The organism is Vibrio sp. CyArs1 (assembly GCF_022432925.1).
In the GTDB taxonomy this organism is placed as follows: Bacteria; Pseudomonadota; Gammaproteobacteria; order Enterobacterales; family Vibrionaceae; genus Vibrio; species Vibrio mediterranei.
Genome location: NZ_JAKRBO010000002.1, coordinates 1 through 25,909 on the forward strand (window position 1 = coordinate 1; position 25,909 = coordinate 25,909).

General features: G+C 44.6%; 9 protein-coding genes. 4 read left to right on the forward strand and 5 right to left on the reverse strand.

Translation table 11 applies throughout. The annotated features are described in order from the left end of the window. Window positions 1-10,695: VCBS domain-containing protein (locus MMA19_RS06755; protein ID WP_261359881.1), on the forward strand; the 10,695-nt coding region annotated here is incomplete at its 5' end. 64 nt (window positions 10,696-10,759) lie between these two features. Here MMA19_RS06755 and MMA19_RS06760 read toward each other — a convergent pair. Genes MMA19_RS06760 through MMA19_RS06770 form a run of 3 tightly spaced genes read right to left on the reverse strand, consistent with a single transcriptional unit; the run spans window position 10,760 to window position 15,729 of the window. Continuing rightward, window positions 10,760-12,055, reverse strand: a complete 1,296-nt coding sequence (locus MMA19_RS06760) for an HlyD family type I secretion periplasmic adaptor subunit (RefSeq protein ID WP_198557776.1) — start codon at window positions 12,053-12,055, stop codon at window positions 10,760-10,762. After that, window positions 12,048-14,114 carry an ABC transporter transmembrane domain-containing protein gene (locus MMA19_RS06765; RefSeq protein WP_240205855.1) on the reverse strand — a complete coding sequence of 689 codons (2,067 nt, stop codon included), beginning with the start codon at window positions 14,112-14,114 and terminating at the stop codon, window positions 12,048-12,050. Before MMA19_RS06765 ends, MMA19_RS06760 begins: the two co-directional genes overlap by 8 nt. Continuing rightward, window positions 14,107-15,729 carry an ABC transporter transmembrane domain-containing protein gene (locus tag MMA19_RS06770; protein ID WP_240205856.1) on the reverse strand — a complete coding sequence of 541 codons (1,623 nt, stop codon included), beginning with the start codon at window positions 15,727-15,729 and terminating at the stop codon, window positions 14,107-14,109. Before MMA19_RS06770 ends, MMA19_RS06765 begins: the two co-directional genes overlap by 8 nt. A gap of 409 nt (window positions 15,730-16,138) precedes the next feature. Between MMA19_RS06770 and MMA19_RS06775 the strand changes: the two genes are divergently transcribed. Then, complete coding sequence (locus MMA19_RS06775; protein ID WP_240206165.1) at window positions 16,139-17,959, forward strand: PhoX family phosphatase; 1,821 nt, start codon at window positions 16,139-16,141, stop codon at window positions 17,957-17,959. 53 nt (window positions 17,960-18,012) lie between these two features. Here the strand turns inward: MMA19_RS06775 and MMA19_RS06780 are convergent, their stop codons facing one another. Both MMA19_RS06780 and MMA19_RS06785 read right to left on the reverse strand, forming a co-directional pair. Further along, on the reverse strand, window positions 18,013-18,375 hold the full coding sequence (locus MMA19_RS06780) for a DUF805 domain-containing protein (protein ID WP_051647556.1): 363 nt from the start codon (window positions 18,373-18,375) through the stop codon (window positions 18,013-18,015). 14 nt (window positions 18,376-18,389) lie between these two features. Then, entirely contained in the window at window positions 18,390-20,822 is a 2,433-nt protein-coding gene (locus tag MMA19_RS06785; protein WP_240205857.1) for an ATP-binding protein, read from the reverse strand. Window positions 20,823-21,230: 408 nt separating this feature from the next. On the opposite strand from MMA19_RS06785, the gene MMA19_RS06790 reads away from it, so the two are divergent. Then, a complete protein-coding gene (locus MMA19_RS06790; RefSeq protein ID WP_240205858.1) occupies window positions 21,231-24,446 on the forward strand; it encodes a S41 family peptidase in 3,216 nt (1,071 codons plus the stop codon). 707 nt (window positions 24,447-25,153) lie between these two features. After that, window positions 25,154-25,894 carry an SDR family oxidoreductase gene (locus MMA19_RS06795; protein ID WP_006072390.1) on the forward strand — a complete coding sequence of 247 codons (741 nt, stop codon included), beginning with the start codon at window positions 25,154-25,156 and terminating at the stop codon, window positions 25,892-25,894. Window positions 25,895-25,909: the final 15 nt, after the last annotated feature.

Below are 25,909 nucleotides of genomic sequence, written 5' to 3' on the forward strand. Positions count from 1 at the left end.
TCGCATCGAGAGGAGCTCAAGTTTACCATTACGGGTACGAACGACTTGCCAATGATGGCAGGGCAGTCGCAGTCATTTAAAGAAGATGGCGCGGTTTTCTATGGTCAAATGGTCGCTACCGATGTTGACCAAGACTTACTGACGTACACCACCTCAAACTCAATTGATGGCCTGACATTCAACTCAGATGGCAGTTATACCTTCGATCCTAGTCATGCCTCGTACCAACATTTAGCAGTTGGCGACACAAAGACTGTGAAAACCACTGTCATTGTAACTGATACTGCGGGTGGGCAAGATCAAAAAGAGCTGTCCTTTGTTATCGAAGGAACTAACGATAAGCCGACAGTAACTCCAATAACCGCTCAGTTCCATGAAGACCAGTCTCAACACCTTGACATCAACTTATTATCCCAAGCTCAAGATGTGGATGGTGACGCGCTAAGTGTGGGTAGCCTTTTTCAAGTTAAAGTGAATGGTCATATAGAGAGGCTTCCTGACGGTTTTGGCATAGTTAATGGTCATTTGCAGGTTGACCCATCAAGTTCTACATTCCAGCATCTTGCGCAAGGTGAGGTTGCGACGTTTGAGCTGAGTTACAAAGTCACGGATAGTCACGGAGCTTCAACGCCTCAAAGTGTCACTGTAAAAATTGTTGGTACCGACGATAAAGCGCAGCTGGTTTCGAGCTCAATAAATATCGGTGAAGCTGTTGCCGAGCACACCTATCACGGCACTTCTATCAAAGGAGCTCTTCAACTAACGGATATTGATACTACCGACAATCCTCAGTTCGTCGATATGATCTATCAATCTAGCTCTCGATTGGGTTCTCTTGCGCTACGTGCTGATGGGCACTACGAGTACTTTCTTCAAGGTAACTACGTCGGTACTGCCAATGCTCAAAAAACGGTGGCAGCATTGAAGCCTGGTGAGAGTATCACCGAAACCTTCAATGTGAAGACCGCCGATGGGCAAACAAAACCTGTCACCGTGACCATTCATGGTGAAGAAGATAGCGCTCAGATTGTTGTTAATTACGGTACGACAGACAATCACTTACACGAAGACTCGATGACGTCTCCGGCATACCCTTCAGAGCTATTTGCAACGGGTATCGTTAAGGCTATTGACCCTGACCATGACGACGATCAATTGAAGCCTCAAACATTCGTGTCGGCCCACGGAGGTCACTTCACGGTGACAGAAACGGGCATGTGGCAGTACCACATTGACAACAGCTTGCCTGCGATTCAGCAGTTGGGCAAGGGGGAGAGCTTCCAAGAGCAATTTACCGTTGAATCAAAAGATGGTTCTGCGCAAAAAGTCATTACTGTGACGGTACATGGTACCAATGATGATCCTGAAGTTTCCTCGACAGTGACATTGCCGCCTGGTAATGAAGACAAGCCTTATATCATCAGTAGCGCCGCCTTGCTTGCCAATGCATCGGATGTAGACGCAAATGATGCGGGACATCTATCAGTGTCCAACCTTATTGCACTCAAGGCAGACGGTTCTTCCGCTGGCACCATTACAGATAATCACAATGGTTCGTTCACATTTACCCCAGAACTCAACTATAACGGACCAGTGCGTTTTAACTACGAAGTCCATGATGGACATGGTGGAAGCGTTATCACCTCAGCGAACTCGGTACTCAAGCCGGTGTCAGATAATGCACAAATAAGCTACGCATCAACCGACCATCATTTAGCGGGAGTTACAGAAGATAGAGGGTATATCGATACCCATGATGAGCTTCACTTTGAAGGTAAACTCGACATCGTCGACCCCGATCAAGGGGAAGCGGAATTTGATATTAACTACGGCCCGCAAACCTATAACGGCATAGGCTATGATACCAAGCTTGGCGGCCATATTCTGTTGATGCGCGATGGTCACTATACCTATACGATCCGAGACCATCAGCCTCAAGTTCAGTCATTAAGTCAAGGTGAAGTGCTTACCGATCAATGCGTGGTTCGAGCTAAAGATGGGACAACGTTTACGATTGAAGTAAATATACACGGCACTAATGATGCGCCAACACTCAGCGCACAAACACAGTCAGTGACAGAAGATGGAAGCAGTCTTAATGGACAGATGCAAGGCCGAGATATTGACCACGGTGCGACGCTCACATATTCGATAGCTCACTCTGTTGATGGGCTGACATTTAACGCTGATGGCAGCTACTCGTTTGACCCTTCTCATACTAGCTATCAACAGCTCAAAGACGGTGAGCACAAGATCATAGATATTCCGGTGACGGTGACCGATGAATATGGTGCAAGCTCGACGCAAAACTTGACCATAAACCTCCAAGGTAAAGGAGATGCCGCGGTTATTGGAGGCGTGGATACTGGTGATGTACATGAGAATCAAGCAGGGCAGGATAAGTCTCCTGACTACGCACAGCCCGGCATTGGGGTTATTGGTCAAGACTCTCTGACAACAAGCGGTCAACTGACGATTGTGGATCCTGATTCTGGTGAAAGCGAGTTTGACCCCAATGGCAAAGTGTATTCATATAGCGGTCAATATGGGCACTTACTTCTTCGCCCAGATGGGCATTGGGACTATGCCGTTGCTGCGGGTACTCACGATTGGCACTTAGGCTCTACCAAGACCACAGTAGGCTCAACAATCGACCAGTTGGGTCAAGGGGAAACTCTCACCGATACGGTCACCGTTCATTCCAAAGATGGAACTACTCACGACATCATTATCACCATACACGGGGATAATGATGCTCCTTACGTTTCATCAGAAGTTACCTTGCAGTCTGGCAAAGAGGACGTCAGCCAAACCTTCACCAAGGCTGATTTGCTGGCGAATGCTGTTGATGTTGACAGTAACGATGCAGGATTGATGAGGGTCGCCAACTTGCTTGCTGACCATGGCTCTATCCGCGATAACCATGATGGAACCTATACTTACACGCCAGAACTGAACTATCACGGTAAAATCCATTTCAGTTACGACATTCATGATGCCCATGGCGGTTCTACACCGACAGGTGCGTCGTTCGATCTTGCATCCGCCAATGACGCAAGTGTACTGGCTGCTGGACAAGATTCAGGTTCGGTGACAGAGGATCACCTGCGATCTGGTACCGCTGGGCAACTCTGGTCTGGTTGGACGAATTTAGATGTCACCGATGTGGATAGTGCTTCAGAGGCAGAAGTCGCTTTTATCGAAGTTAATGGTATCAAGCATGCAGTGCCAGCAGATTTTGGCATGAGCCTGACTGCAAACCATGGTTATTTCTCAACGACACATAGCACCGACGGTCACAACAAATGGAGCTACACTGCCGATAATACTAGCTCAGAAATACAAGGACTGAAGACCGGGCAGCAGCTTCAGGACACTATGGTGCTCATCACAAAAGATGGTACTCGAATTCCAGTAACAGCGACCATCCAAGGTCAAGACGATCATGTCATTATTGACACTCCAGATGCGCTAACAGCGGCTATAGGAACGGCAGTTGAAGATATCAAAACGACTGTTGTTGGTATGCTTCAGGCGCACGATCTCGATAAGGGCGATCATGTCTCTTTTGAATTAACAGGCTCTGCGTCATCTCAAGCAGGCAGCTATGGTACCTTTTACGTCGATCCAGCTGGGCATTGGCATTATGACTTGGATGCTTCAAAAGTTGACTCATTGAGAAGTGGTGATGGGAAGGCAGAGGCATTTAACATTGTCGCTATCTCCAGTGATGGTTCCCGTGCGGCTCAAAAAGTGGAAATACTCGTTAAGGGCACCGATGATGCGGCAATCATTACTGGCCAAAGCACTGGCTCAGTGACAGAAGATCTTCACGTGCAAGGCGACGCAAGACATACAGTATTTACTGGTGGTGTTCTTAATGTAATAGATCCGGACATCGGTCAACGTGGCTTCCATCATACCTTGAATGCTCACGCGATTAGTGATCCATATGGCGGCAGCCTTTCAATAGACAAAGCGGGAGGTTGGATTTACAGCGTCCCGAATGGCAACCTACAACATTTAGCGCAAGGTGAAACGAAGCACGTTCAATATCAGGTGCAAACACTTGGCGGTGACACCCATGTGATTACTGTCGATATCGTAGGTACCAACGATACACCGATTCTTGTGGCGCAAACCCAAACGGTGAATGAAGATGGTTCGCTGCTCAATGGTCAGATGCAGGGAAGTGATATCGACCACGGTGCGACATTAGTCTACTCCATTGCCAAGTCTGTGGATGGGCTAACTTTCAATGCTGATGGTAGCTACACGTTTGATCCAACCAATGCGAGCTACGACCACTTAGCGAAAGGCCAGACTCAGATTCTCACCATTCCAGTTACCGTCACGGATGAGCATGGAGCAAGCGCGACTAAAGATCTCAATATCACTGTAACAGGCACCAATGATGCAGCGCAGATTACTGGTGCTGATAGTGGAGATGTCTACGAGTCAACCTATGCCGATCGCTCTCCTGATTATCAGAGGGGTATTATTTCTCACTTATGGAATGATTCGATACATACCTCAGGAAAACTAGACATTGTTGATCATGATTCTGGCGAGGCACACTTTGATAACAATGCTCCGACCTATCAGTATTTTGGTCAGTATGGCCGTTTAATACTCCAGCCTGACGGTGATTGGTATTATAGCGTTGATGTAGGCAATAGCGCGGTAGGTCGCAAAATAGATGAACTCAATACAGGCGAAAACCTGACCGATACCATTACCATCCGAAGTGCGGATGGCACGACTCATGATGTTGTTATTACCATCCACGGTGATAATGACTCTCCGTTTGCTTCTGGAGAGGTGCAACTCAATTCCGGAAAAGAGGATCTGGTACAAACGATCACTCAAGCGCAGTTGTTGGCCAATAGTATGGACGTTGATAGTAGTGATGCGGGTAAGTTGCACGTGGACAATCTTCAAGTTGACCATGGCTCTATCAGAGATAATCAAGACGGTACTTTTACGTTCACACCCACCAAAGATTACAGCGGACAGGTACACTTTACTTATGATGTTGTAGATGCTCACGGAGGAACAACACACACGGGAGCAAATACTACTCTTGCCGCAGTGGACGACAAAACCACTATTACAGGTGCTGACCATGGCACTGCTACGGAAGATGTTGCCACTCACATGTCGACAAATGTAAACATCATGGATGCTGTCGACTGGCAAACGTTACAAATCACAGACGTGGACAGCCCGAATACACAAGTAACGGTTGAATTTGCTGGACAGCAATATACGTGGAATCTGGGCAGTGACCTAGATGTGACCACTCCGTTTGGTAAGTTTCAGTTTCATACCTTAGTGAGTGGGCCGCATGCGGGTGAGCATTCATGGAGCTATATTGGCGACAACTCTAATGTTCACGTTCAAGAGTTAAAGCACGGTGAATCACTTACCGAATCGATCAAGTTAATCGCCACTGACGGCACTGAATTTCCTATTACCGTCAAAGTAAGTGGTAGTGAGGATGGGGTCGTCATTGATTCTAAATCGGAGCTTGGTCATGTTGTAGAGAATGCTCAAACAGGCGCCTTTGTTGCAGGTAGCGTGACGGCACATGATACTGACCTTCATGACTCCGTGAGCTGGACAGCAACACCTACAAGTGGCGTTAGTGGTCAGTATGGTTCGTTCCATTTAAGTTCCGATGGCCAATGGCACTATGACGTTGACCAGAGCAAAGCGACAAAACTAGGTGACGGAGACGAATACTGGGAGCACTTTACTATTGAGGCCGTGTCTACTGATGGCAGTAAGGTTTCACAAAGTGTATCGGTTGTTGTACGTGGTAATAACGATGTGCCCGTAGTGAGTGGTGAGGTGATTTTACCGTCTGGTAAAGAAGACTCGTCAATACATGTTACACAGGCACAACTTATCGCCAACGCTACAGATGCCGATTCAAACGACAGGGGTTGGCTGCACGCTCAAAATCTTACGGTAGACCACGGTAGTATTACCGCTAATTCGGATGGCAGTTTCACCTTCAATCCAGATCATGATTACAACGGTACCGTTCATTTTACTTACGATGTTGCTGACAGGCATGGCGGAATTACACATACAGGAGCAAACACGACATTAGCTGCAGTCAACGACCGCCCTGAGGTTCAACCTATTACTGATAGTATCAAAGAGGACTCAACCAATAATCACTCCGTTGATCTTTTAACTGGCGCAACAGACAAAGAAGGGGATGCATTGTCTGTATCCCAAATCAAATATTCAGTCGATGGTGCTACCGCAACGACTAGTCTGCCTGACGGTTTGGTTTTAGGTGCAGATGGACATTCTGTGATTGTTGATGCAACACACTCAACTTTTCAGCATCTTGCCGTAGGTCAAGCCCAGCAAGTCGTAGTAAGCTATCTTGTTAATGATGGGCATGGAGGGCAGACACCGCAGTCGGCAACTTTAACGATTGAAGGTACCGATGACAAAGCAGTGTTGACATCCAATGTTATCCAAATGTCAGAGTCTGAAGCCTTATTAAGTAAAACGTCGATTTACCATGGCAACTTACAACTTACGGATCCCGACACGGGTGATCACACTCAATTTGCCTTTAGCGGTCGATATATGGGACAAGGTTATGCTCCAGGAGATCTAACTGTTTGGCCTGATGGTTCTTATCAGTTCCGACTGGAATCAGCTCGTAATCGACATGCCGATGATTTGATCGATAGCCTTCATAAAGGGGAATCGATGGAGATCCCTTATCAGGTCAGAACCAGTGATGGTCAGAAACTCAACATCATCGTTAAAGTTATTGGGGAAGATGATCAAGCTCGTATTGTCGTTGGACAATATTCGTCATTAGATAATCATGCTTATGAAGATAACCTTTCACCGGGAAGTACGCCAAATCAAGTTTGGAGCGGTGGAAATTTACATGTTATCGACCCCGACCATGGTCAAGCGGGGTTCGTTACTCAGAGTTTTGATACGCCAGAAGGGGGACATTTCTCTATCAATGTTCGCGGCGGATGGCAGTACACAATTGACAATGCCAAGCTACAACATTTAGGCGAAGGACAAAGCTACCAGAAAACCTTTACGGTTGAGTCGATTGATGGAACCGCTCAGCAAACCATTACAGTGACCGTACACGGTACTAATGACACTCCTGTCGTGACTTCCGCGGTGAGCTTATCTCAAGGCACAGAAGACACGCCAGTCACATTGAACGCGGCGGATTTACTCGCGAATGCCAGTGATGTTGATGACCACAGTCAGTTGAGTGTGCACAACTTGAGTGTTGATCATGGGCAGGTAGTCGATAACTTAGATGGAACCTTCAGTTTCACACCAGAGAAAAATTATCACGGACAGGTACAGTTTACTTATGAGGTCAAAGATGAACATGGTGCTTCAGTATCGACGTCCGCCACAATGAACTTAGCTGCCGTTAATGATGCGGCAACATTTACTGGCGATTCAGCAAGCCTTGTTGAAGATACTAACCTGCAACACAACACTCGATTTGTCGGTTCAACCACTATTCAAGATGCACTATTTTGTCGTGGAAGCCTTGTGATCTCTGATGTTGACGGACAAGGCGAAGCGGCACTAGATCTTAAAGGTCAGAACCAAATTTCGCAAGATGGTACCTATGGTCACTTCTTGATTAAACCAGATGGTACATGGGTCTATACTGCCGACAACAGCGATTCAAACATTCAAGATTTAGATAACGGCCAGACCTTAACCGATAGTATCGAGATTACCTCAATAGACGGCACTAAACATTCGATTTCAGTGACCATTAGTGGTTCGACGGATAAACCAACGATACATAGTTTCACGGACTCTGGCGTCCAAAACACGGGACCCATTGAAGGTAATCTCATTTCTGGTGTAGGCACCTCACAAGGCGCAGCGGCTGCGGCGACAGATTCAGACACTAATGCCCACCTTGTTCTTCAAGATATTCAGATACAAGACCCTGTGTCGGGGAATTACGTGGCTGTCACTCCAGGTCACTCTCATGCCATAGCGGGAATTGGCACACTGGCTATTGAAGCTAATGGTCACTACATCTTTACTCCTGAAACGGGCTTCGCTGGGAAAGTACCCAACATGGTATATCGAGTCGGAGACGATGGCGGTACCCCAGTTAATGATTCCTCGCAAAATACGCTATCCATAGAGGTTAAGCCGCCAGCTCAACATGCACCAACGGTGACACCACAAACGGTCACAAGCGATGAAGACCAAAGTCATATTTTCACCGCAGCAGAGTTTGGCTACCAAGATGCTGATCATGATGCACTAAACCACATCACGATTACTCAGTTACCTTCCCACGGTCTGTTAACCTTGAATGGTGTGGCTGTCACTGCCAATCAACAAGTTTCTAAAGCAGACCTAGACGCGGGTCATTTAACCTTCACACCAATACAAAATCAGAGCGGCGCTAATTATGCGCATTTTGAGTTCAGTGCGAATGATGGCCATCAAGACTCGGTGAGTGCATCCATGGTCATCGATGTGAACGCGATCAATGATGCGCCGACGGTTGGTTCAAGCTTTACCAGTTTACTGGAAGATACACCTCACAGCTTTACCAAAGCCGACTTCAAATACGCAGATGTTGATGGGGATTCACTGCATCACATTACCATTACCAGCATCGCTCATGGTTCACTGACACTCAACGGGCAGGCAATTTCTGTTGGTGATGACGTAGCCGCTGCGGATTTGGCTTCATTAATCTATACCCCAACACCGAACTACCATAGTGTTAATACGAGTGGCTTAGGGGGCATTAGATTTACGGCAAACGATGGGCATACTGACTCTAAGCCTGGAATGTACCTAATTAATATTGTCGCAGTTCCTGACCCTGCAGTATTCACAGGTGATTCAACGGGTCGAACTCAAGAGGATCTTCACACCCAAACAGCTGGGGTCTTAAATGTGGCTGACCCTGATGGCACGCAAGGTTTTATTGCGGTGCAAGGCGGTGTGGGTATTGTCGGTAGTAAAGGATATGGGCATGCGCATATTGATAGTAGTGGACACTGGACCTACGACCTTTACAACCAGCACCCCATTGTACAGCAGCTTAAGCAAGGCGAGACGGATACAGAAACCATTACAGTCCAAGCAAAAGATGGCACCACGCATGACATAGTGATAACGGTCACCGGAACCAATGACGTCCCTACGGTTTCAGAAAAAGTGCTACCAGGTCAAAGTACCAGCAGACACGTGGTGACCGAAGATGGCAACTTAACCTCAACCGGACAACTGACGACTCAAGATACCGATGGGGATACGCTCAGTTTGAGCCTAGATCCAAGTCATGGCGCGAGTTATGGTTCGGTACAACTAGATAGTCATAGTAATACTTGGACATATCATCTCGACAATGCTAACTCACGCGTTAACGCGTTAAATGATGGTGATGTGCTGCACGACACTTTTACTGTGCTGGTGGATGATGGGCATGGTGGGAAAACCAGCCAACAAGTTACTATGACCATTAATGGTCATACTGACCCTGTGCCTTACACGCCACCGACAATCAGTGTGTCTGTTGATGCTCGGCATGCTCGTCATGTAACCCCAACCATAACTGCCACCACAGTCCGAGATTACGCTCACCGTATAGGGCAGTCCGCCACAACGGCGAGCGGGCACCATGAGATAAATGGGCATGGCAGCTCAGACATTATTATTGTGCAAGGGCGCTTAACAGAAGAAGCCGAACTGAAGAGTGGTAATGACATTCTTTATATCGGCGGTAGCCTTACAGACAAGGAGATTGAGGGGGGGCATGGTTCAGACACGCTAATCCTTGGTGCCTATAATCGCCAAAACGCACCACGCTTGCGTGACCATGGTGAAAAGCTCAGTGATGGGCATGAAGAGATGGAGATAGAAAGTATTGAAAACATCATTCTGGGTGATGGCACTGTACTAAAAGGGCACCTTCCTGCGAACTTTCCTGTTCAAAGCCAGGGGCATTATGAATGTGATGTAAGCATCCAAGCTCAGCTGTCTTCTCATGATGAAACTGTCACGGATATCCGGATAACGCATTTGCAAACTCATGTCACTTTGCAAAGTGCTGGACATACGATTCACGCAAACCCAGATGGCAGTTACACCGTGCCTACAAACGGACATGTTACGCTGGTTTCATCTCAGCCTATAAGTGGCAGCCATCACTACTTTGCAACGGAAGTGACAACCCACAACTCAGCAACAGGGGTAAGTGCTGTTACGACTGAAGACCTTCAAGGACACACACATAGCCATATCAACCCACCGCCGCCGCCTCCACCTCCGGTTCTGAATGATGAGCCGATGGACGATAACGCGGTAGCGGATGGAGAGTCTCTAACGATAATGTCTGCGCTAGGAATTAGCGATGCGACGTCGGGTAATGATGATCATCAGCAACATGATGCTTCAAACTATCTGGATAAATTAGGCATTACTCAGCAAGAGGGGCTTCAGCCTATCGAGCAAAGCGCGTTGCCTGATGATCTTGATATTGTTCTTGATGACGCGGAGCAGCATGATATTACGACCGAACATCAAAGTGATGTGGCGCATCATGGTGCTCAAAGTGATATTGAGCACTTCCAAGATATCGATAGTGACCATCAAGATATGCAAGATCCAACGTTACCAGATGATCCGACTCGCTAACAACAAAACGCCCTTGTTCATCAAGGGCGTTAGTCAAACTAGCGAATATTAATGATTGAGAAGATTATCGCTCACCAAAGGCACGGCTGATATTTGTGAATATCGGTTTCCACAGATATTGGAACACCGTTTTTTCGCCAGTGGTGATATCCACTTCACCGGTCATTCCCGGTAACAACGCAAATCTATCTGGGTCGTCCCTAAAGTAGGGCTTCTCGACTGCAATGGTGACTTCGTAGAAGATATTGCCTTTCTCATCCTTGCTGGTTGTAGGGGAGATGGACTCTACGATACCTTTAAGAGCTCCGAATCGACTATAGTCGTAGGCATCAATTTTGACTCTCGCACTTTGTCCCTCGTTAACAAAACCTATATCTCTCGGAGATAACTGAGCTTTAAAGTCTGCCGTGCCTCCAATTGGCACGATTTCGACCACGGTTCCCCCTGGCTGAATTACAGCACCAACTTTTGTACTCGGTATACTTTGAACTAAACCTTGTAGTGGTGACGTCAAAACAGTATTAGTCAGCTTCGCTTCTCCAGAGCGAACACGAGCTTCTAGTGCAGAGAGTTCAGAGGCAGCTTTCGAGCGCTGATCGGCTACCTCGACTTTGGCTTCTGCGAGCAACTGGGAGATCTTTTCATCATTAGAATCTGCCTGTTTGATTAGCAGAGCTTTTTTACCCCTCGCTTCTTCAATTTGCTGTTCAATAGAGGCTACTTTTTGCTGCATTTCAAGAACACGAAGTCTTGAAATATTACCGCTTTTTTGTCCTTTTTGAAGTATGCTGAGCTCTTGTTTTGACGCGCTTAACTGGCGTTCGTAAGCTGGAATGGCTTTTTCTGTACTGCGTAATTGTTCTGCGATTTGCTCCGCCTCTTTTTCTAGCACTATCCGTTTTTGATAGTAAAGAGCAATTTGCGCGCTGCGCTGAGCTCTCTGCTGTGCAACGAGTTCTGGATATTGGCTTTGGTATAAATCAAAATTAGGCTCGCGCTCGTCAATAAGTGAAGATAATCTTTCTATCGTTAAATTGAGAGAAGCTTGTTGAGCTTTCAATTCCTCCAAGGCTGTTGTTTGGAAGGTCGCATCAAACTCAACCAACACTTGACCCTCTTCGACCATATCGCCTTCTGCGACAGAAATGGTTTTCAATTTGCCACCAATATCACTTTGAATGACCTGACGCTCACCTTCTGGGACGACCGTGCCTTTTGCCTTGGCAATTTCATCAACTTGAGTTACAGCTGACCAAGTACCAAATGCAATCACACACAAGGCGATTGAATAAGTGATTACAGACAATAGCTTCTTGGTCTGTTGTGATTCGATTGCTTCAGCATACTGAGATTTATTCATTGGCAGCGACCTCCATTGTGCTGTCACTATTGTTCTCTTCGTTCAGGGCACCAAAGTAGGCGACAGCGCCTTGGTTTAAGACGATAACTTTGTCTGCTAGCTTAATTAACTCGGGATCTTGTGAACTGAATAGAATTGTAGAGTGACCTCTTTTTTTATTAAGGAAGGTCTTAAACAGTTCAACGGACTTAGGTGACAAGTCATGAAGAGGGTTATCGAGCAAATAGAGAGGGTAATGAATGGCGAGGGCTTTTGCAGCAATCAACATTCTAGCTTCATAACGTGACAATAAATCGTACATACTGGCAGGCCAGAATTCGGTGAGTTTGGTATCAAGTCCAGCTGGTAATGAGTTAAGCCAATCTTTACCACCTGCTTGCTCAATAGCATGGATAATTTCTGCATCTTGTATCTCTTGTTTATCCGAGAACCATTCACGGATGTTAGTCAGGAGCACTTGAGGATGAGCAGCTTTGTAGAACATCCAATGGCGATAGAGCAATGGCGCGTATTGGCTTAAGTTAATACCGTTGATATTAACGACACCGTTTTGCACTGGTTGGAAACTTGCGATAGTGTCGATAAGGCTTGTTTTACCACTGTTAGAGGGCCCTGTAATGGCTATGATTTCTCCTGGCTCTATGACTGCACTTACTCCACTAAGAGCCGGTTTAGCCTGTTTAGCATAGCGGAGAGTAATTTGGTCGAGTTCAATCCGTGGCGGTGAACTTGGCAAAGTATGATGTTGATATCGATATGCTTCTTCCGAATTTAGAGTGAGCGTTCGATTGATCGTCATTTGTGTTTGCTTAAGCTGCTGAAGCCTAAAAGCGCTGTTAGCGAGGGTTTGGGCCGGCCCTGTTACTCGGGAAATCAACATCATGGTTGCGATCAGTCCACCAGCCGACATCACTTGGTTAAAAATCAAATCGATGCCCAAACCAACGACAGCGAGCGTCGAGGTCACGCCTATGGCGTAGTAAATCGATGTGTATTTCGCTTGGTGTACTGTCTGTTTGAAGCCATTCTGAGCGGCTAAGTGGTTTGCTTTATCAAATCGAGACAACCAACCTTCTAGTAGTTGGCCACTACGCATAAAACCGAGGTGGGTAGATAGCTCGGCTATGAGCATTTGGCGGTTGGTTCCTGCAATGGTGGATTGATTGGCTTTTAAAGCTGAATTTTTGATACTACTGCGAGCGACCACGTAATACAGACCGAGGGCGACAATAGGAACGATGACTAACCAACCTCCCAATATAGCAATCGCTATGATGAATAGCAGGACAAATGGGATATCAAATAGCGCGTTTCCTAGAGGGCCAGCGAGAACCCCTGCGACTCTATCCGCAAAACTCAATTGATTGATTTGGCTTTGTTGAGGGGTTGCCTTACAAACGTTATAACTTCCGGTCAGTAGCTTTTTAATGAGCGCATCGGAAATTTCGCGACTTATTCGATTGGCGACAGTGGTTAACGTCTGGCTTCGTACCACTCTAAGCAACCAAAGCATGAAAAACAGAATGCCTGCACCTATTGCAATTCCCTGTAGTTCGTGGGCTGCATCACCACCAATGACATGATCGTAGATAGACATTGTGATGAAAGGAATCGCCAGTGCGAATAAGTTAGAAAACAAACTCGCTAACGCAACTTTTGGGACCACCGCTTTGTAAGCGTCCAACCTTGTGCCCATCCAGTTGGGGTCGGGTTTATCAGGAGGTGAGCCCTCTAGTAAGATCGCGATGCTGAATTGTTTTAAATCTTGTGATGAAAAAGGGGTGTCATTGGTTACTTCGAATAAGACTTGGTCCTTGGGTTGAGCGATTATCAGTTGTTGGTCGGTGACCAAAACTGCCACTTTATAAGATTTCGTATGAAGCTGTTGCTGTGCATTGACGATTCGATAAGGCACATTGAGTCGGTCGAGCATACTCAAATAGTCTTCTAAGTTATCGAGGCCATTTTCTTCTACCCATTGATGAGCGAACACATCGACGTTGCTGTTCACTTCAAGTGCTCTGAGTGACAACAATGAGGCTGTTTCAATATTATTCATTGTTCTCTCCTTGCTCAGCGTTCGCATCAAGCTGCAATAAGATCGTGTTGTCACATATAGAGGTAAAAGTGTGATTAAAACTGACTAGAAATATGGTTCGGCCGTTGTTCGCTTCTGTTTGGATGATTTCTGCTAACTTAGGCCAAGTATCTATGTCTAAGTCCAATTCAGGTAAATCAATACAAATAATGGAGGTAGGGCGAGCGAGCTGAAAACAAATGTTGATTAAGCGGATACTGCTGTGGCTTAACGGTATAGTCGGAAGATCCCCCAGTTTGGTTTCGAAACCATCCGGTAGCTGAGTTAGCACGTCATACAAGCCAAGTGACTTACTGTATGCTAAGGCGCGTTCAGAAAGCTCGGGCTTATACCCACATAAGTTGTCTAAAATAGAGCCTTGAAGAATTGAAGAACGAGACCCTATGTAAGAGCTCGAATATTGGCGCGACAAAGCAGAAGTTGTGTTGGTATCTAACAAGAACTGACCGGCATGCTCCTGATTAGCCCCTCCTATTGTAGTGAGAAAGTGGCTAGCTGCTTCCTTATCGGGACAGGTGATTTGACAGATTGAGCCTGAAGAAATACTGGCATTAATTACATAGGTTTTTGAGAAGCGCTTTATTGCTAGATTGTTCATATGTAGTGATGAAAAAGATGGTAAAGCAGCGCTTATGCTCTGGTCTTGAGGTGAGAGTTTTAATAACGCATTTACGCTTTGTATGGCGGTTTGCATATTAGCATAACGAATATTCAAACTAGTCAGTGCGCTAAGTGGCGCTACCGCTCGGCCAGCCAAGATGGAACAAGCAGCAAGCCCACCAGTTGTTAGTTCTCCAGAAAGAACATGGGAGGCACCGGCTATGACTAAAATAACGGAGGTTCCCAAGGAGGCTAGATAGATGCATTCTTGAGCGAAGGCGTTCTTTCGTTCGTCTTCTGAATGAGTAAGTCGATGTTCCTGATTAATACCCTTATAAGCTGCATACGTCTTATATTCATTTGCCTGACGTTTGATACCAAGAATGTTACGGTTGAGATTGAGTACAAACCCCGCTCTTGCGTCCTCGGTAATGGCATGCTCTAAGCTTCGTTGTTTTGCTCTTTTACCTGACAGCCAGACGAAGCTGAATGTAATAGCCCATACGACAATAGGTACCGCTACTAAGCTTCCGCCAACATAGTAAACTAAAAATAGGAACAACAGCGCAAAAGGAATATCTATCAATCCAGATAGAAGTCCCCCTGAATAGAGATCTTTGATTTTTGCGATAGCTTCTAATCCGTTCTGAACGCCTCCCACTTTTAATTGTTTAATTTCCTTAATAGGTGACGTTGCTAACGCCCGAACTGTTTCTGCGTAACGTTGTTGTTCGAGCATGGAAGATTCTGCGGCCAGTACCCTAGAACGAACGTATCTGAGTAAAGCATCAAGTAATACCGCTATCGTTGCGCCTGCTAGTAGCAACGTCGCAGTGCCGTAACTTTGGTTTGGAATTATGCGGTCATAAATCTGTAGCACCGTTAAAGGCACGGCAAGAGAAAGAATATTGATAAGCACTGATGGCAGCAGCACTTTTTTAATGCCCTGAATACCTGAAGAGAATGTTGTGTCCATACCTAGCTCATTTCTTATCCATATCAATTAAGACTCGGACAAAAGCAGCGACATTTCAAATAGTAAGGAAAGAAAAATCCACAATTTGTTAAGGTTTAGTGTTCGATTGTTATTGGAGTAATACTGTACTTAAAAGCAATATCTATTTCATAGCAGTGTTTGTGTAGGGAGGTTAACTTATACAGACATCAAATCGTCCATAAAGAAACTTCTAATAATATAAGTGTTAGTTATTTGTAACTGAGATGTCATAATTTGATTGCATCATAGCGGCCACAATAGTAATAACGGCCAATTTAATGGCCTTTTCTTTAGTAGAAAGGAAGTCAAAGTGAAGCATTTTAATCGAACTCCAGATCAAAGAGCACTCGACCAAGAACCAGAATTCAATCGTTTTGTTGAAGCTGCTATGTCGCGTCGTCGTTTTCTAAAAGCAACGGGGGCTGCTGGAACGGCTGGCTTTTTTGCTGCGAGTCCTATTAGTCAGGTTGTTGCTAACACTATGCCAAGCAAATCGCAGTTAATTGGCTTTGATGCTATTCCTATTTCAACAACCGATACAGTTGAAGTACCAGAAGGTTATCAGGCAGATGTATTGATCTCTTGGGGTGACGCTATCAGAAAAGGTGCACCGGCGTTTAGCCAGTCGAATAATGCGCAGGCACAGGAACTTCAATTTGGTGACAACAATGACGGTATGACGTTTTTCTTAATTTCCAACGACAGAGCTGTTCTTGTTGTGAATAACGAGTACACCAACAACGAGTACCTTTATGAGCATCAAGGTAATAATATTTCAGCAGATGATGCTAGAAAAGCACAGGCAGCACACGGGGTGTCGGTTGTTGAGTTAGAAAAGAACAATGGCAAGTGGCAAGTGAATGTAGATGGCCGCCTAAACCGTCGAATCACGGCGTACACAGAAATGGAAATGACGGGTATTGCTGCCGGTCATGAACTGCTTAAAACCAATGCTGATAAGTCGGGTAAGAAGATACTCGGTACGTTTAATAACTGCGCTAATGGGCAAACGCCGTGGGGGACTTACCTAACTTGCGAAGAGAACTTTAATGGCTATTTCGCTAATACTTCTGGTAGTGAATTAGGCGACCGCTATAAGCGTTATGGTCTGGGTAATAAAGACAGAGGGTATGACTGGTATAAGTATGATACGCGTTTTGATATGGCTAAAGACCCTAACGAACCGCATCGTCATGGTTGGGTTGTTGAAGTTGATCCGATGAATCCTAATGCAACCCCAAAAAAGCGTAGTGCTCTTGGCCGCTTCAAACACGAAAATGCGGCATTGACGATCAATGATGATGGCCATGTTGTGGTGTATTTAGGTGATGATGAACGTGGTGAGCACTTATATAAGTTCATATCTAAGAAAAAATACGTAGCAGGTGCAGATTCTAATCGTGATCTCCTTGAAGAAGGAACATTATACGTTGCTAAATTCACTGGAACAGAAGGTGAATTGAACGGCACTGGTGAGTGGTTGGAGCTTACATGGGGTAAGAATGGTCTAACACCTGAAAACGGCTTCCCTGATGCGGCTTCAGTGATGATTTTTGCTCGAGAGGCAGCCACCCAAGTTGGTGCGACAACAATGGATCGTCCAGAATGGGTAGCCGTACATCCGGACAATCAGTCGGTCTTCTGTACGTTGACCAACAATAAACATCGCGGTGTTAAAGATTCACAGCCACTGAATGCAGTAAACCCAAGAGAAAAGAACCCATATGGTCACATCGTTCGTTGGAAGCCGACGAAAGGTGACCACTCAGCAGGCACGTTTAACTGGGATATTTATGTACTTGCGGGCAATCCTGAGGTGCACGAAGCTGGTTTGATGGCTGGCAGTGACAACATCAATAAGGACAACATGTTCAATAGCCCTGATGGAATTGGTTTTGACCTCGCTGGAAGGTTATGGATTCAAACTGATGGCAAATATTCAAACAAGGGTGATTTTGCGGGTATGGGCAACAACCAAATGCTTTGTAGTGACCCACAAACGGGTGAAATCCGCCGTTTCCTGACTGGACCAATTGCTTGTGAGATTACAGGGTTAACCTTCTCTCCAGACTATAAGACGATGTTTGTTGGTGTGCAGCATCCTGGCGAAGACCTTGCTCCATCACATTTCCCTGAAGGTGGTAATTCTATACCACGTTCATCTGTAATGATGATTACGCGTACAGACGGCGGCATCATTGGGGCCTGATAAGGGTCTCAAAAAATCGAAAGAGACTCTGCGTGAGTCTCTTTTTCTACTTACTAAAGTGAAGGAGGAGCGGCTCCGTACTCATTGTCATGGTCACTCTTGAAAATGAAAAAGATGACTAGAATGAGAGCGCCTAACAAAGGAATCAAATAAAGGAATAACCACCAACCACTTCGACCAGTGTCATGTAGTCGTCGGCATCCCACAGCCAATGTTGGTACTAGTACAGCTAAAGAATAAAACGTACCAAATAACCCGAATTGCTCACTACCGGCACCAACGATTCTATCGATGATATTGAATAGTAAGGCAATGACAAAGCTGACCAACACGTAACTCCAGTATTGCTTGCGCGTCGCTCGGCCGTTGAAGTTCGCATAGTTGTTCTTTAGGACATCGATGTAGTTATTCAGCATAAACACTCCTTGGTTTAACAGGATGCTTGGAACTTAGAGTCTAGCTTTTCCATCAACACTTCGCGTTTGAAAGGTTTGGGTAAATAGTCATCCATGCCACTTTGATAGCACTTTTGAATATCGTCATCGAGCACCGAAGCGGTTAGGGCAATAATATGAGTTTGCTTAAGAGCATTCTCAGCTTCGAACTCTCGAATTGCTTTGGTGGCTTCAAAACCATCAAGCACGGGCATCATACAGTCCATAAGTATAAGTCCAATAGTCGAATAGTCTCGTTGATAAATCTCAACTGCTTCTTGACCGTTATTGGCAATCACAAAGTCAATAGATAGCTTCTTCAAATTTAAACTAACGATCTGTTGGTTTACTTTATTATCTTCAACAACCAAGATTTTAAAGGTTCTCTCCGATTTTAGATTGGTGTCATTGGTGCTAGTCACCTCTGTAGGTGCTCTAGTCGTAGGTGCTCTAGTCGCCGTAAGGTTACGTAGGCTGTTGATCAATCTGTTACCAAATAGTGGTGATGTTAGAAACGCAGAAACCCGTAATCCATTGGCATTCGCGGTTTCTTTGTTATCGCGCAACAGGACAATATCATGCTCTTTGAATTGTGATTGAACCGAAGAGAAGTTGGCATTGCTATCAAGAATAATGATCGTATCAACAGTGAGTTCTAGCGTGTTGATGTCTGATACAGCAGCGTGCACGTATTTCACTCCGTAACGTTCTAGTTCCGAAAGCAACAGTGGATTTGGATAGTCTGAGAAGTATTGAACATGTAGCGATGGCTCATAACTTACACTATGGCTGTCGCGGCTGAATTCAAGGTCAAAGTAAAAGTGACAGCCTTTTCCTTTAATTGATTCAAGATGAATGTTGCCACCCATCATTTCCACCATCTTTGCGCAAATAGCCAGGCCTAAACCAGTGCCGCCATAGTCTTTCGAGGTATCGACATCTTCTTGTTTAAACTCTTCAAAAATGTGCTTCTGCTTTTTTTCATCAATGCCTATCCCTGTGTCCTGGATGGAAAAGCCAATGGTGACACTGTCTTCTGTCTGAGCTCTCAACTTTAGAGAGAATGCGATGCTGCCTGTTTCAGTAAACTTAATCGCATTGGAAGCTAAATTCATTAATGTTTGGCGAACTTTTTGTTCGTCGGCTTTCACATAGTCAGGTATCTCTGGATCGATGTCGATGAGAATATCGATTTGCTTCTGCTGTGCTTTGGGTGCGATTAGTGCCGCGGTATCAAAGATCGTCTCTTTTATTGCTGTCGTGTGAGGACAAATCTCTAAATGCCCGGATTCGATTTTTGAAAGATCGAGTATATCGTTAATCAACATGAGTAAGGTCTGAGATGATGCATTGATGGTCGTCAGGTAATCTTTTTGGATGGCACTAAGCTTGGAGTCTCCGAGGATCTCAGTCATACCTAAAATACCGTTAAGGGGCGTACGAATCTCATGAGACATATTGGCCAAAAATGTGCTCTTAGCTTGATTCGCTTGTTTTTCGTGCTCTCTTGCATCAATCAGCTGTTTCTCTAGGGTAGAGGTTTGTCTAACAACATAAAGTAGGATGAGAACAATGGCAGCGATGAGCAAAATAGTAGCAAGAGATTGATGATTCTCATGCTTAATGATTTCGCTGTTTATCTGCTTTGGTAAGATATTAAACAAGGTATTCAGTTTGCCTTCCAGTTTATGAATGGTGGCTCTGAGTTCACCAAGTTGTCCCTCTTGATAGGAGTACCCAAAATTCTCGTATGCGCTTTGTAGAGCATAAAAAGCAAGTCGAAACTCCTGAAATCTATATAGGAGTTCGTATGAGGATTCCTGAGCGCTTAACTCTGATTGCATTTGAACGAGGGTTCGTTCAATTCTAGGTAGAACAGTAGGGTCAAACTCGGCGAAGAACTGGTACATTAAATCTTTGGTTGTTAGAGCAATGTAATCAAGTGGTGTTGAGTTGGCTTGAATCAAGGCATACTCGAATGCGAGCGTCTTCTGCTTTAAATTATCAATAAGGCCGGTTTCACCCTCTGAACCATGAATAAGCAACACAATATCAGCCAGTAAGTAGAAGCGTTGAACATAATCATCGACATGGGATAATGCCTGTTGCCCATCGTAATCTGTATTTAGTCCGGAATTAATAATGGTTGCATTGATCGAACCTAGCTGCTCCAGAATGTTTTGATAATCCGTCTCCATTTTCTGTAGATATATGTGGTCGACTCTATCAATAAAATCTTTTTCGTGACGACGCATCATTAGCATGTCGTTAGATGCGGTAAGAATACTCTTTTGAAGCGAAATCAATTGGTTTTTGGTTTTATCAACGGAATGTTGAGTATAGAAAAATAGGGCTAAGAAACTAAGAATAGCAAATGCGCCTAAAGTAAGGGTTTTGCGAATAGCCTGAGTGGGAAAGGTGTTGCTCATCAATCCATATCCTTATGGTACAACGTTTTTTGCACTCCGTAGTGTAACGCAAAACAAGTAGTAACAAAAATGAAACAAAACTAGATGGCGTTAGTTTTTATTCCCTTAATTTTGGTAGAGCAGAGTCAATGCTTTGTAGCAACTTGTATTTTTGTGTATGCCTGAGGCCATGACGCAAGGTTGAGTAATAAGAATTCATTAGTGCAAAGATGATTGGATATGTCATTTTGCAGTATTTAAATGCTGTGTGATATAGGCTGGGTAGGAGATTATCTCGCATATTTTCTTGGTGAGTGATTGCTTGATAAAGTGACGAATACTTGTCTGTATTTACAATGATTTCGTGATGAAAATTTCCCGCCCAAATCTGTGGCATGATGGGTAAAAACGCAACACTTAAGGGAATCCATGAAATTTTCACATTTAGCCCGAGTGGGCTTTGTCCTTTTCTCGGCTAGTCACGCCTCTTTGCTTATTGCACAAACATCAGATGGCTCATCATGGTATCGAGACATTGCTATTTCTCCGGCCGGTGATCAGATTGCATTTACTTACAGTGGCCAAGTCTGGGTAGCAAACGCAAAGGGTGGCGATGCAGTTCCGCTTACAAGTGAGACGGTTTATAGCTCGAATCCTGTATGGTCTTCTGATGGACAGTCGTTAGCATACCAATCTAACCAGTATGGTCGGGGAGATGTGTTTGTTTTGAACATGAACACTCATAAATCTCAACGATTAACTTTCCACGGTAGCAAGGATATCCCTTATTCCTTTAGTGCCGATGGTAGCCAAGTCTTATTTCAATCTTTTAGGATCGGTAATGGTGATAGCGAATTAAATAACGGATTTTTTGGCCGCTCCTACAGACTGTATACAGTTCCTGCAAAGGGTGGTCGAGAGCAGGTCTTGTTAGAAAATTCAGTGAGTAGTTATTCGGTCTCTCATGATGGTAGTCAGGCTTTGTATACTGATTTGCCTTCGTATACCGAACAACAGTGGCGCAAAGGTGCTCAATCAGATGCTGCAAGAGATATCTGGAAATATGACGCTAAAACTCACAAACACACACAACTAACAACTTTTAGAGGTGAAGATCGCAACGCAGTTTGGTCTGAGGATGACCAGTCCATGTATTTCTTATCTGAACGTTCAGGCAGTTTTAACATCTGGAAGCAGTCTTTGACTGAGCCTGAAGGTGATGCTGTTGCCGTAACTCATCATCAAAAGTTACCCGTTAGGTTTTTATCGATTAGCACCCAAGGTGATTTAGCTTACGGGTTTGACGGTGGTATTTGGCTTAAGAGGAAAGGCGATAAGGCAGCGCATGAAGTTGACATCAAAATACGTAAAGCGCGCAGTGATAGCAGTACTAGAAACGTGAATTTGGCCTATGAGATTACTGAACTAGCGGTATCACCAACAGCTCCGGAAGTCGCCGTCGTAGCTCGAGGGGAGGTATTTGTCATCTCTACGTTGACCGGAGAGGCACGTCGGTTGACGAATACCCCACAAGCAGAAAGAGACATTTCGTTCTCGAGTGATGGAATGACATTACTTTATGGCTCTGAGCGAGCAGGGAATTGGGATTTATTTGCGAGTCATATAGGCGATCACGATAAGAGCTTTCTTACGGCAAGTCAGATAACAGAACAGCAACTCACGGATACGCCGGTAGATGAGACCCAACCTGTGTTGTCTCATGATGACACACGCATTGCATACAGAGAATCAAGAAATACGTTAAAAGTAATGACTATTGAAGATGGCGCCAAAACGACACTTCTTAACAGCCAATCTATGTATTCCTACGAGGATTCAGATTGGCGTTATCAGTGGTCGCCAGATGATCAGTATATTGTATCTCGTGATGGTAGTACGTTAAGTGCTAATAATATTGTTCTACTTGATAGCAAAGGCGAGAACAAACCCATCACATTGAGCTACAGCGGATTTGTTCAATCTGCGCCAAAGTTCTCTGATGATGGTCAGGTTGTTTACTGGACATCAGACAAAGACGGGCTGACAGAACTGGATGGCAGTACCGTAAATGGTGACGTATATGCGGTCACTCTAAATAAAAAGACAGAAGCGAACTTGAGCCTATCTCAAGACCAAGCGTGGTTAGCTGAGCAAGAAGAACACGCTGCTGTTCCAAACCATAAAACTCTGATTGATGTCAACGACCTTCAAGATAGAATCCAACGCTTAACGCCCTATTCTATGTCAGTTTTGGCGAGTTACCTTTCTCCCGACAACACTGAAATGGTTGTTGCCAATCAACGAGGCGATGATATCGAATTTGTGCACCTGAACCTTTTAACAGGGGAGCATGAAGTGATGTTCACGCGCTCCGCGGACGACATCCAAGCCATTACGGTAACGCCTGACAGAACGATGTTGATGCTCATCGGTCATGGACAACTAGAGAAAATCGATTTGGCTAATGGCGATAGTGATGACGTTCATTTTAGCTTGGATGCCGAATATGACTTTGCGAAAGAAACACAATATATCTTTGACCATGTATGGCGCTTAACCAAGACCAAATTCTACGACAAAAATCTACATGGAGTAGACTGGGATTGGTATAGAGAGGCGTATGCAAAACATTTACCAAGCATACATAATTATACCGACTTTGCTCAGCTATTAAGCGAGTTGGCTGGTGAGTTGAATGCCTCGCACACTGGTTCTGCGTATAGGATGCACCCAGGTAACTGGGAGTCGCCAGCATCACTCGGCATAATTTACGATGACAAATATCAAGGGAAAGGTGCAAGAGTTCGTAGCGTTCTACTAGGAGGTCCAGCGGATCTGCCGAATAACCCGATTAAATCAGGTAGCATTATTTACTCGGTCAATGGTGTAGATGTTCAACCTGGTCAGGATATTTATCCATTACTCAATAACCTAGAAGGTAAAGTAACTCGACTGTCTGTTCTTACTCCTGGGAATAAGAAGACGATATCCGTAACCGTTAAGCCAGTTTCGTTGTTTGACGAAGCGAAACTCTCGTATAAACGTTGGGTAACGGAGCGTGAAGTGCTGACCAATAAGCTATCAAATGGACGTCTGGGTTATATTCATATTCCTGAAATGGGTAACGATTCATATCGTCAGTTGGTCAACAAATTGTTTGGACGATATCGAGATAAAGAAGCGGTTGTTATTGATGTCCGATACAATGTCGGAGGGAACTTACATGATCAAATAATGAATCTATTATCTGGTGTGAGACACAGTTCCGCGGTATCGAGAGATGGCTATTCAGCAGGCTCATTTCCACTTCGCCGTTGGGCAAAACCTAGCATTATGTTGGCGAATGCATCGAGTTACTCAGATGGTTCAGTTGTACCTTACTTTTATCAGAAAGAGGGAATTGGAAAACTAGTGGGTGAACGCGTACCAGGAACGGGAACCTACGTGCTTTGGGAAAACCAGCAAGAACCATTATTGGAATATGGTGTACCGCAACTTGGTTTCAAAAATGATCAGGGTAAGTGGTTCGAGAACAATGAGGTGAAGCCTAATATCTTGGTTTATAACTCACCTGACGACGTCGCTTCTGACAGAGACCGCCAACTAAGCGTTGCTATTAAGGAGTTACTGGCAAAGCTGAACTAAGATAGGCAGCTACATATAACTGTTTAGCTTTGAAGGCCCTTGGACTTTAAGTTCAGGGGCCTTTTCTATGGAAGTAGGTAAACATGTTATTGTGCAAGGTATTAATGTTAAAGCGCTGTGAGAGTTTGTGAAAAAGATCACGTCTTAATGAAAAGCACAAAAATAATGTGTATTGCATCAGTATGGTGCTTTGACTATATATATCTACATCAGACCATTTACATTTGATGATATTTAAGCTTTAGCTCTAAATAAATATCTCATATCTTTCAGTGATCTATATTATTCAATCTAAGAATAATGTGATGGAAATTATCAATTGTAATTAAATGTTATTGATAGATACTAATCATTATTTTGGTGCATGGCTAGTCTTTATTAATACTGCTATAAAATTAAAGTTGTTGTTATTTAAGGGCTTGGTGAGGATTTGGTTCTGGATTTTGCTTCAGGAAAAAAGGGGAATAAAATGTAATTTAGTGATTTCATGATTGTGATCAGTATCTAAGTACTACTCCGTGCAACGATTAAAGGGTGGTTAAATATTAAGATTTCATTAATTTAATATCCATAAGTCAAAGCGTAACAAAAGCTCAGTAATATCAATAATAAAGTCAGTCATCATAATAAATGCGCAAGTTGGGACGTCAGAATTTAGTTTGTTTACATCAATAGCTAAATGCTAGTTGCTAGGAATGGAGTCATTAATGAAGAAGCTCGCAATAATCACCGGTTCAAAAGGCGGAATTGGTTCCGCAATATCATCTGCAATTGTCGATAAAGGATATCGTCTGATTGCTACCTATAACACAGGTAACTATTCATGCGCTAAGGAATGGTTCGACAGCAAGGGTTTCACTGAAGACCAAGTAAGGCTGTTTGAACTTGATGTTACAAATACTGAGGAGTGTAACGAAAAGCTAAATCAACTTCAGCAAGAAGAAGGGACATTTGATCTGGTCGTAAACAATGCCGGTATTACGAGGGATGGCCAGTTTAAGAAAATGAAGGCTGAAGCGTGGTTTGATGTCATCAACACTAATCTGAATAGTGTTTATAACGTGACGCAACCTCTTTTCGCGGCTATGTGTGAAAAAGGTAATGGCCGTGTCATCAATATCTCATCGGTAAATGGTCAAAAAGGGCAGTTTGGCCAAGCGAATTACGCTGCAGCAAAAGCTGGAATGATTGGCTTTACCAAAGCGCTTGCTTCAGAAGGTGCTAGATCTGGAGTTACAGCAAATGTTGTTGCACCTGGTTATACAGGCACGCCTATGGTTGAGGCGATGCGTGAAGACGTTCTCGATTCCATTAAAAGCACCATTCCACTGAAACGCCTAGCAAAACCAGAAGAAGTTGCCGCCACGGTAGCATTTTTAGCAAGCGAAGAAGCGGCTTACATCACAGGTGAAACGGTTGCCATCAATGGCGGCCTATACATGGCGTAATTAAGGGAACAGATA

Bases quoted from the DNA above. Each gene is read 5' to 3' on its own strand.
- MMA19_RS06760 (WP_198557776.1), bottom strand. From the start codon at position 12,055: ATGAATAAATCTCAGTATGCTGAAGCAATCGAATCACAACAGACCAAG.
- MMA19_RS06765 (WP_240205855.1), bottom strand. From the start codon at position 14,114: ATGAATAATATTGAAACAGCCTCATTGTTGTCACTCAGAGCACTTGAA.
- MMA19_RS06770 (WP_240205856.1), bottom strand. From the start codon at position 15,729: ATGGACACAACATTCTCTTCAGGTATTCAGGGCATTAAAAAAGTGCTG.
- MMA19_RS06775 (WP_240206165.1), top strand. From the start codon at position 16,139: ATGTCGCGTCGTCGTTTTCTAAAAGCAACGGGGGCTGCTGGAACGGCT.
- MMA19_RS06780 (WP_051647556.1), bottom strand. From the start codon at position 18,375: ATGCTGAATAACTACATCGATGTCCTAAAGAACAACTATGCGAACTTC.
- MMA19_RS06785 (WP_240205857.1), bottom strand. From the start codon at position 20,822: ATGAGCAACACCTTTCCCACTCAGGCTATTCGCAAAACCCTTACTTTA.
- MMA19_RS06790 (WP_240205858.1), top strand. From the start codon at position 21,231: ATGAAATTTTCACATTTAGCCCGAGTGGGCTTTGTCCTTTTCTCGGCT.
- MMA19_RS06795 (WP_006072390.1), top strand. From the start codon at position 25,154: ATGAAGAAGCTCGCAATAATCACCGGTTCAAAAGGCGGAATTGGTTCC.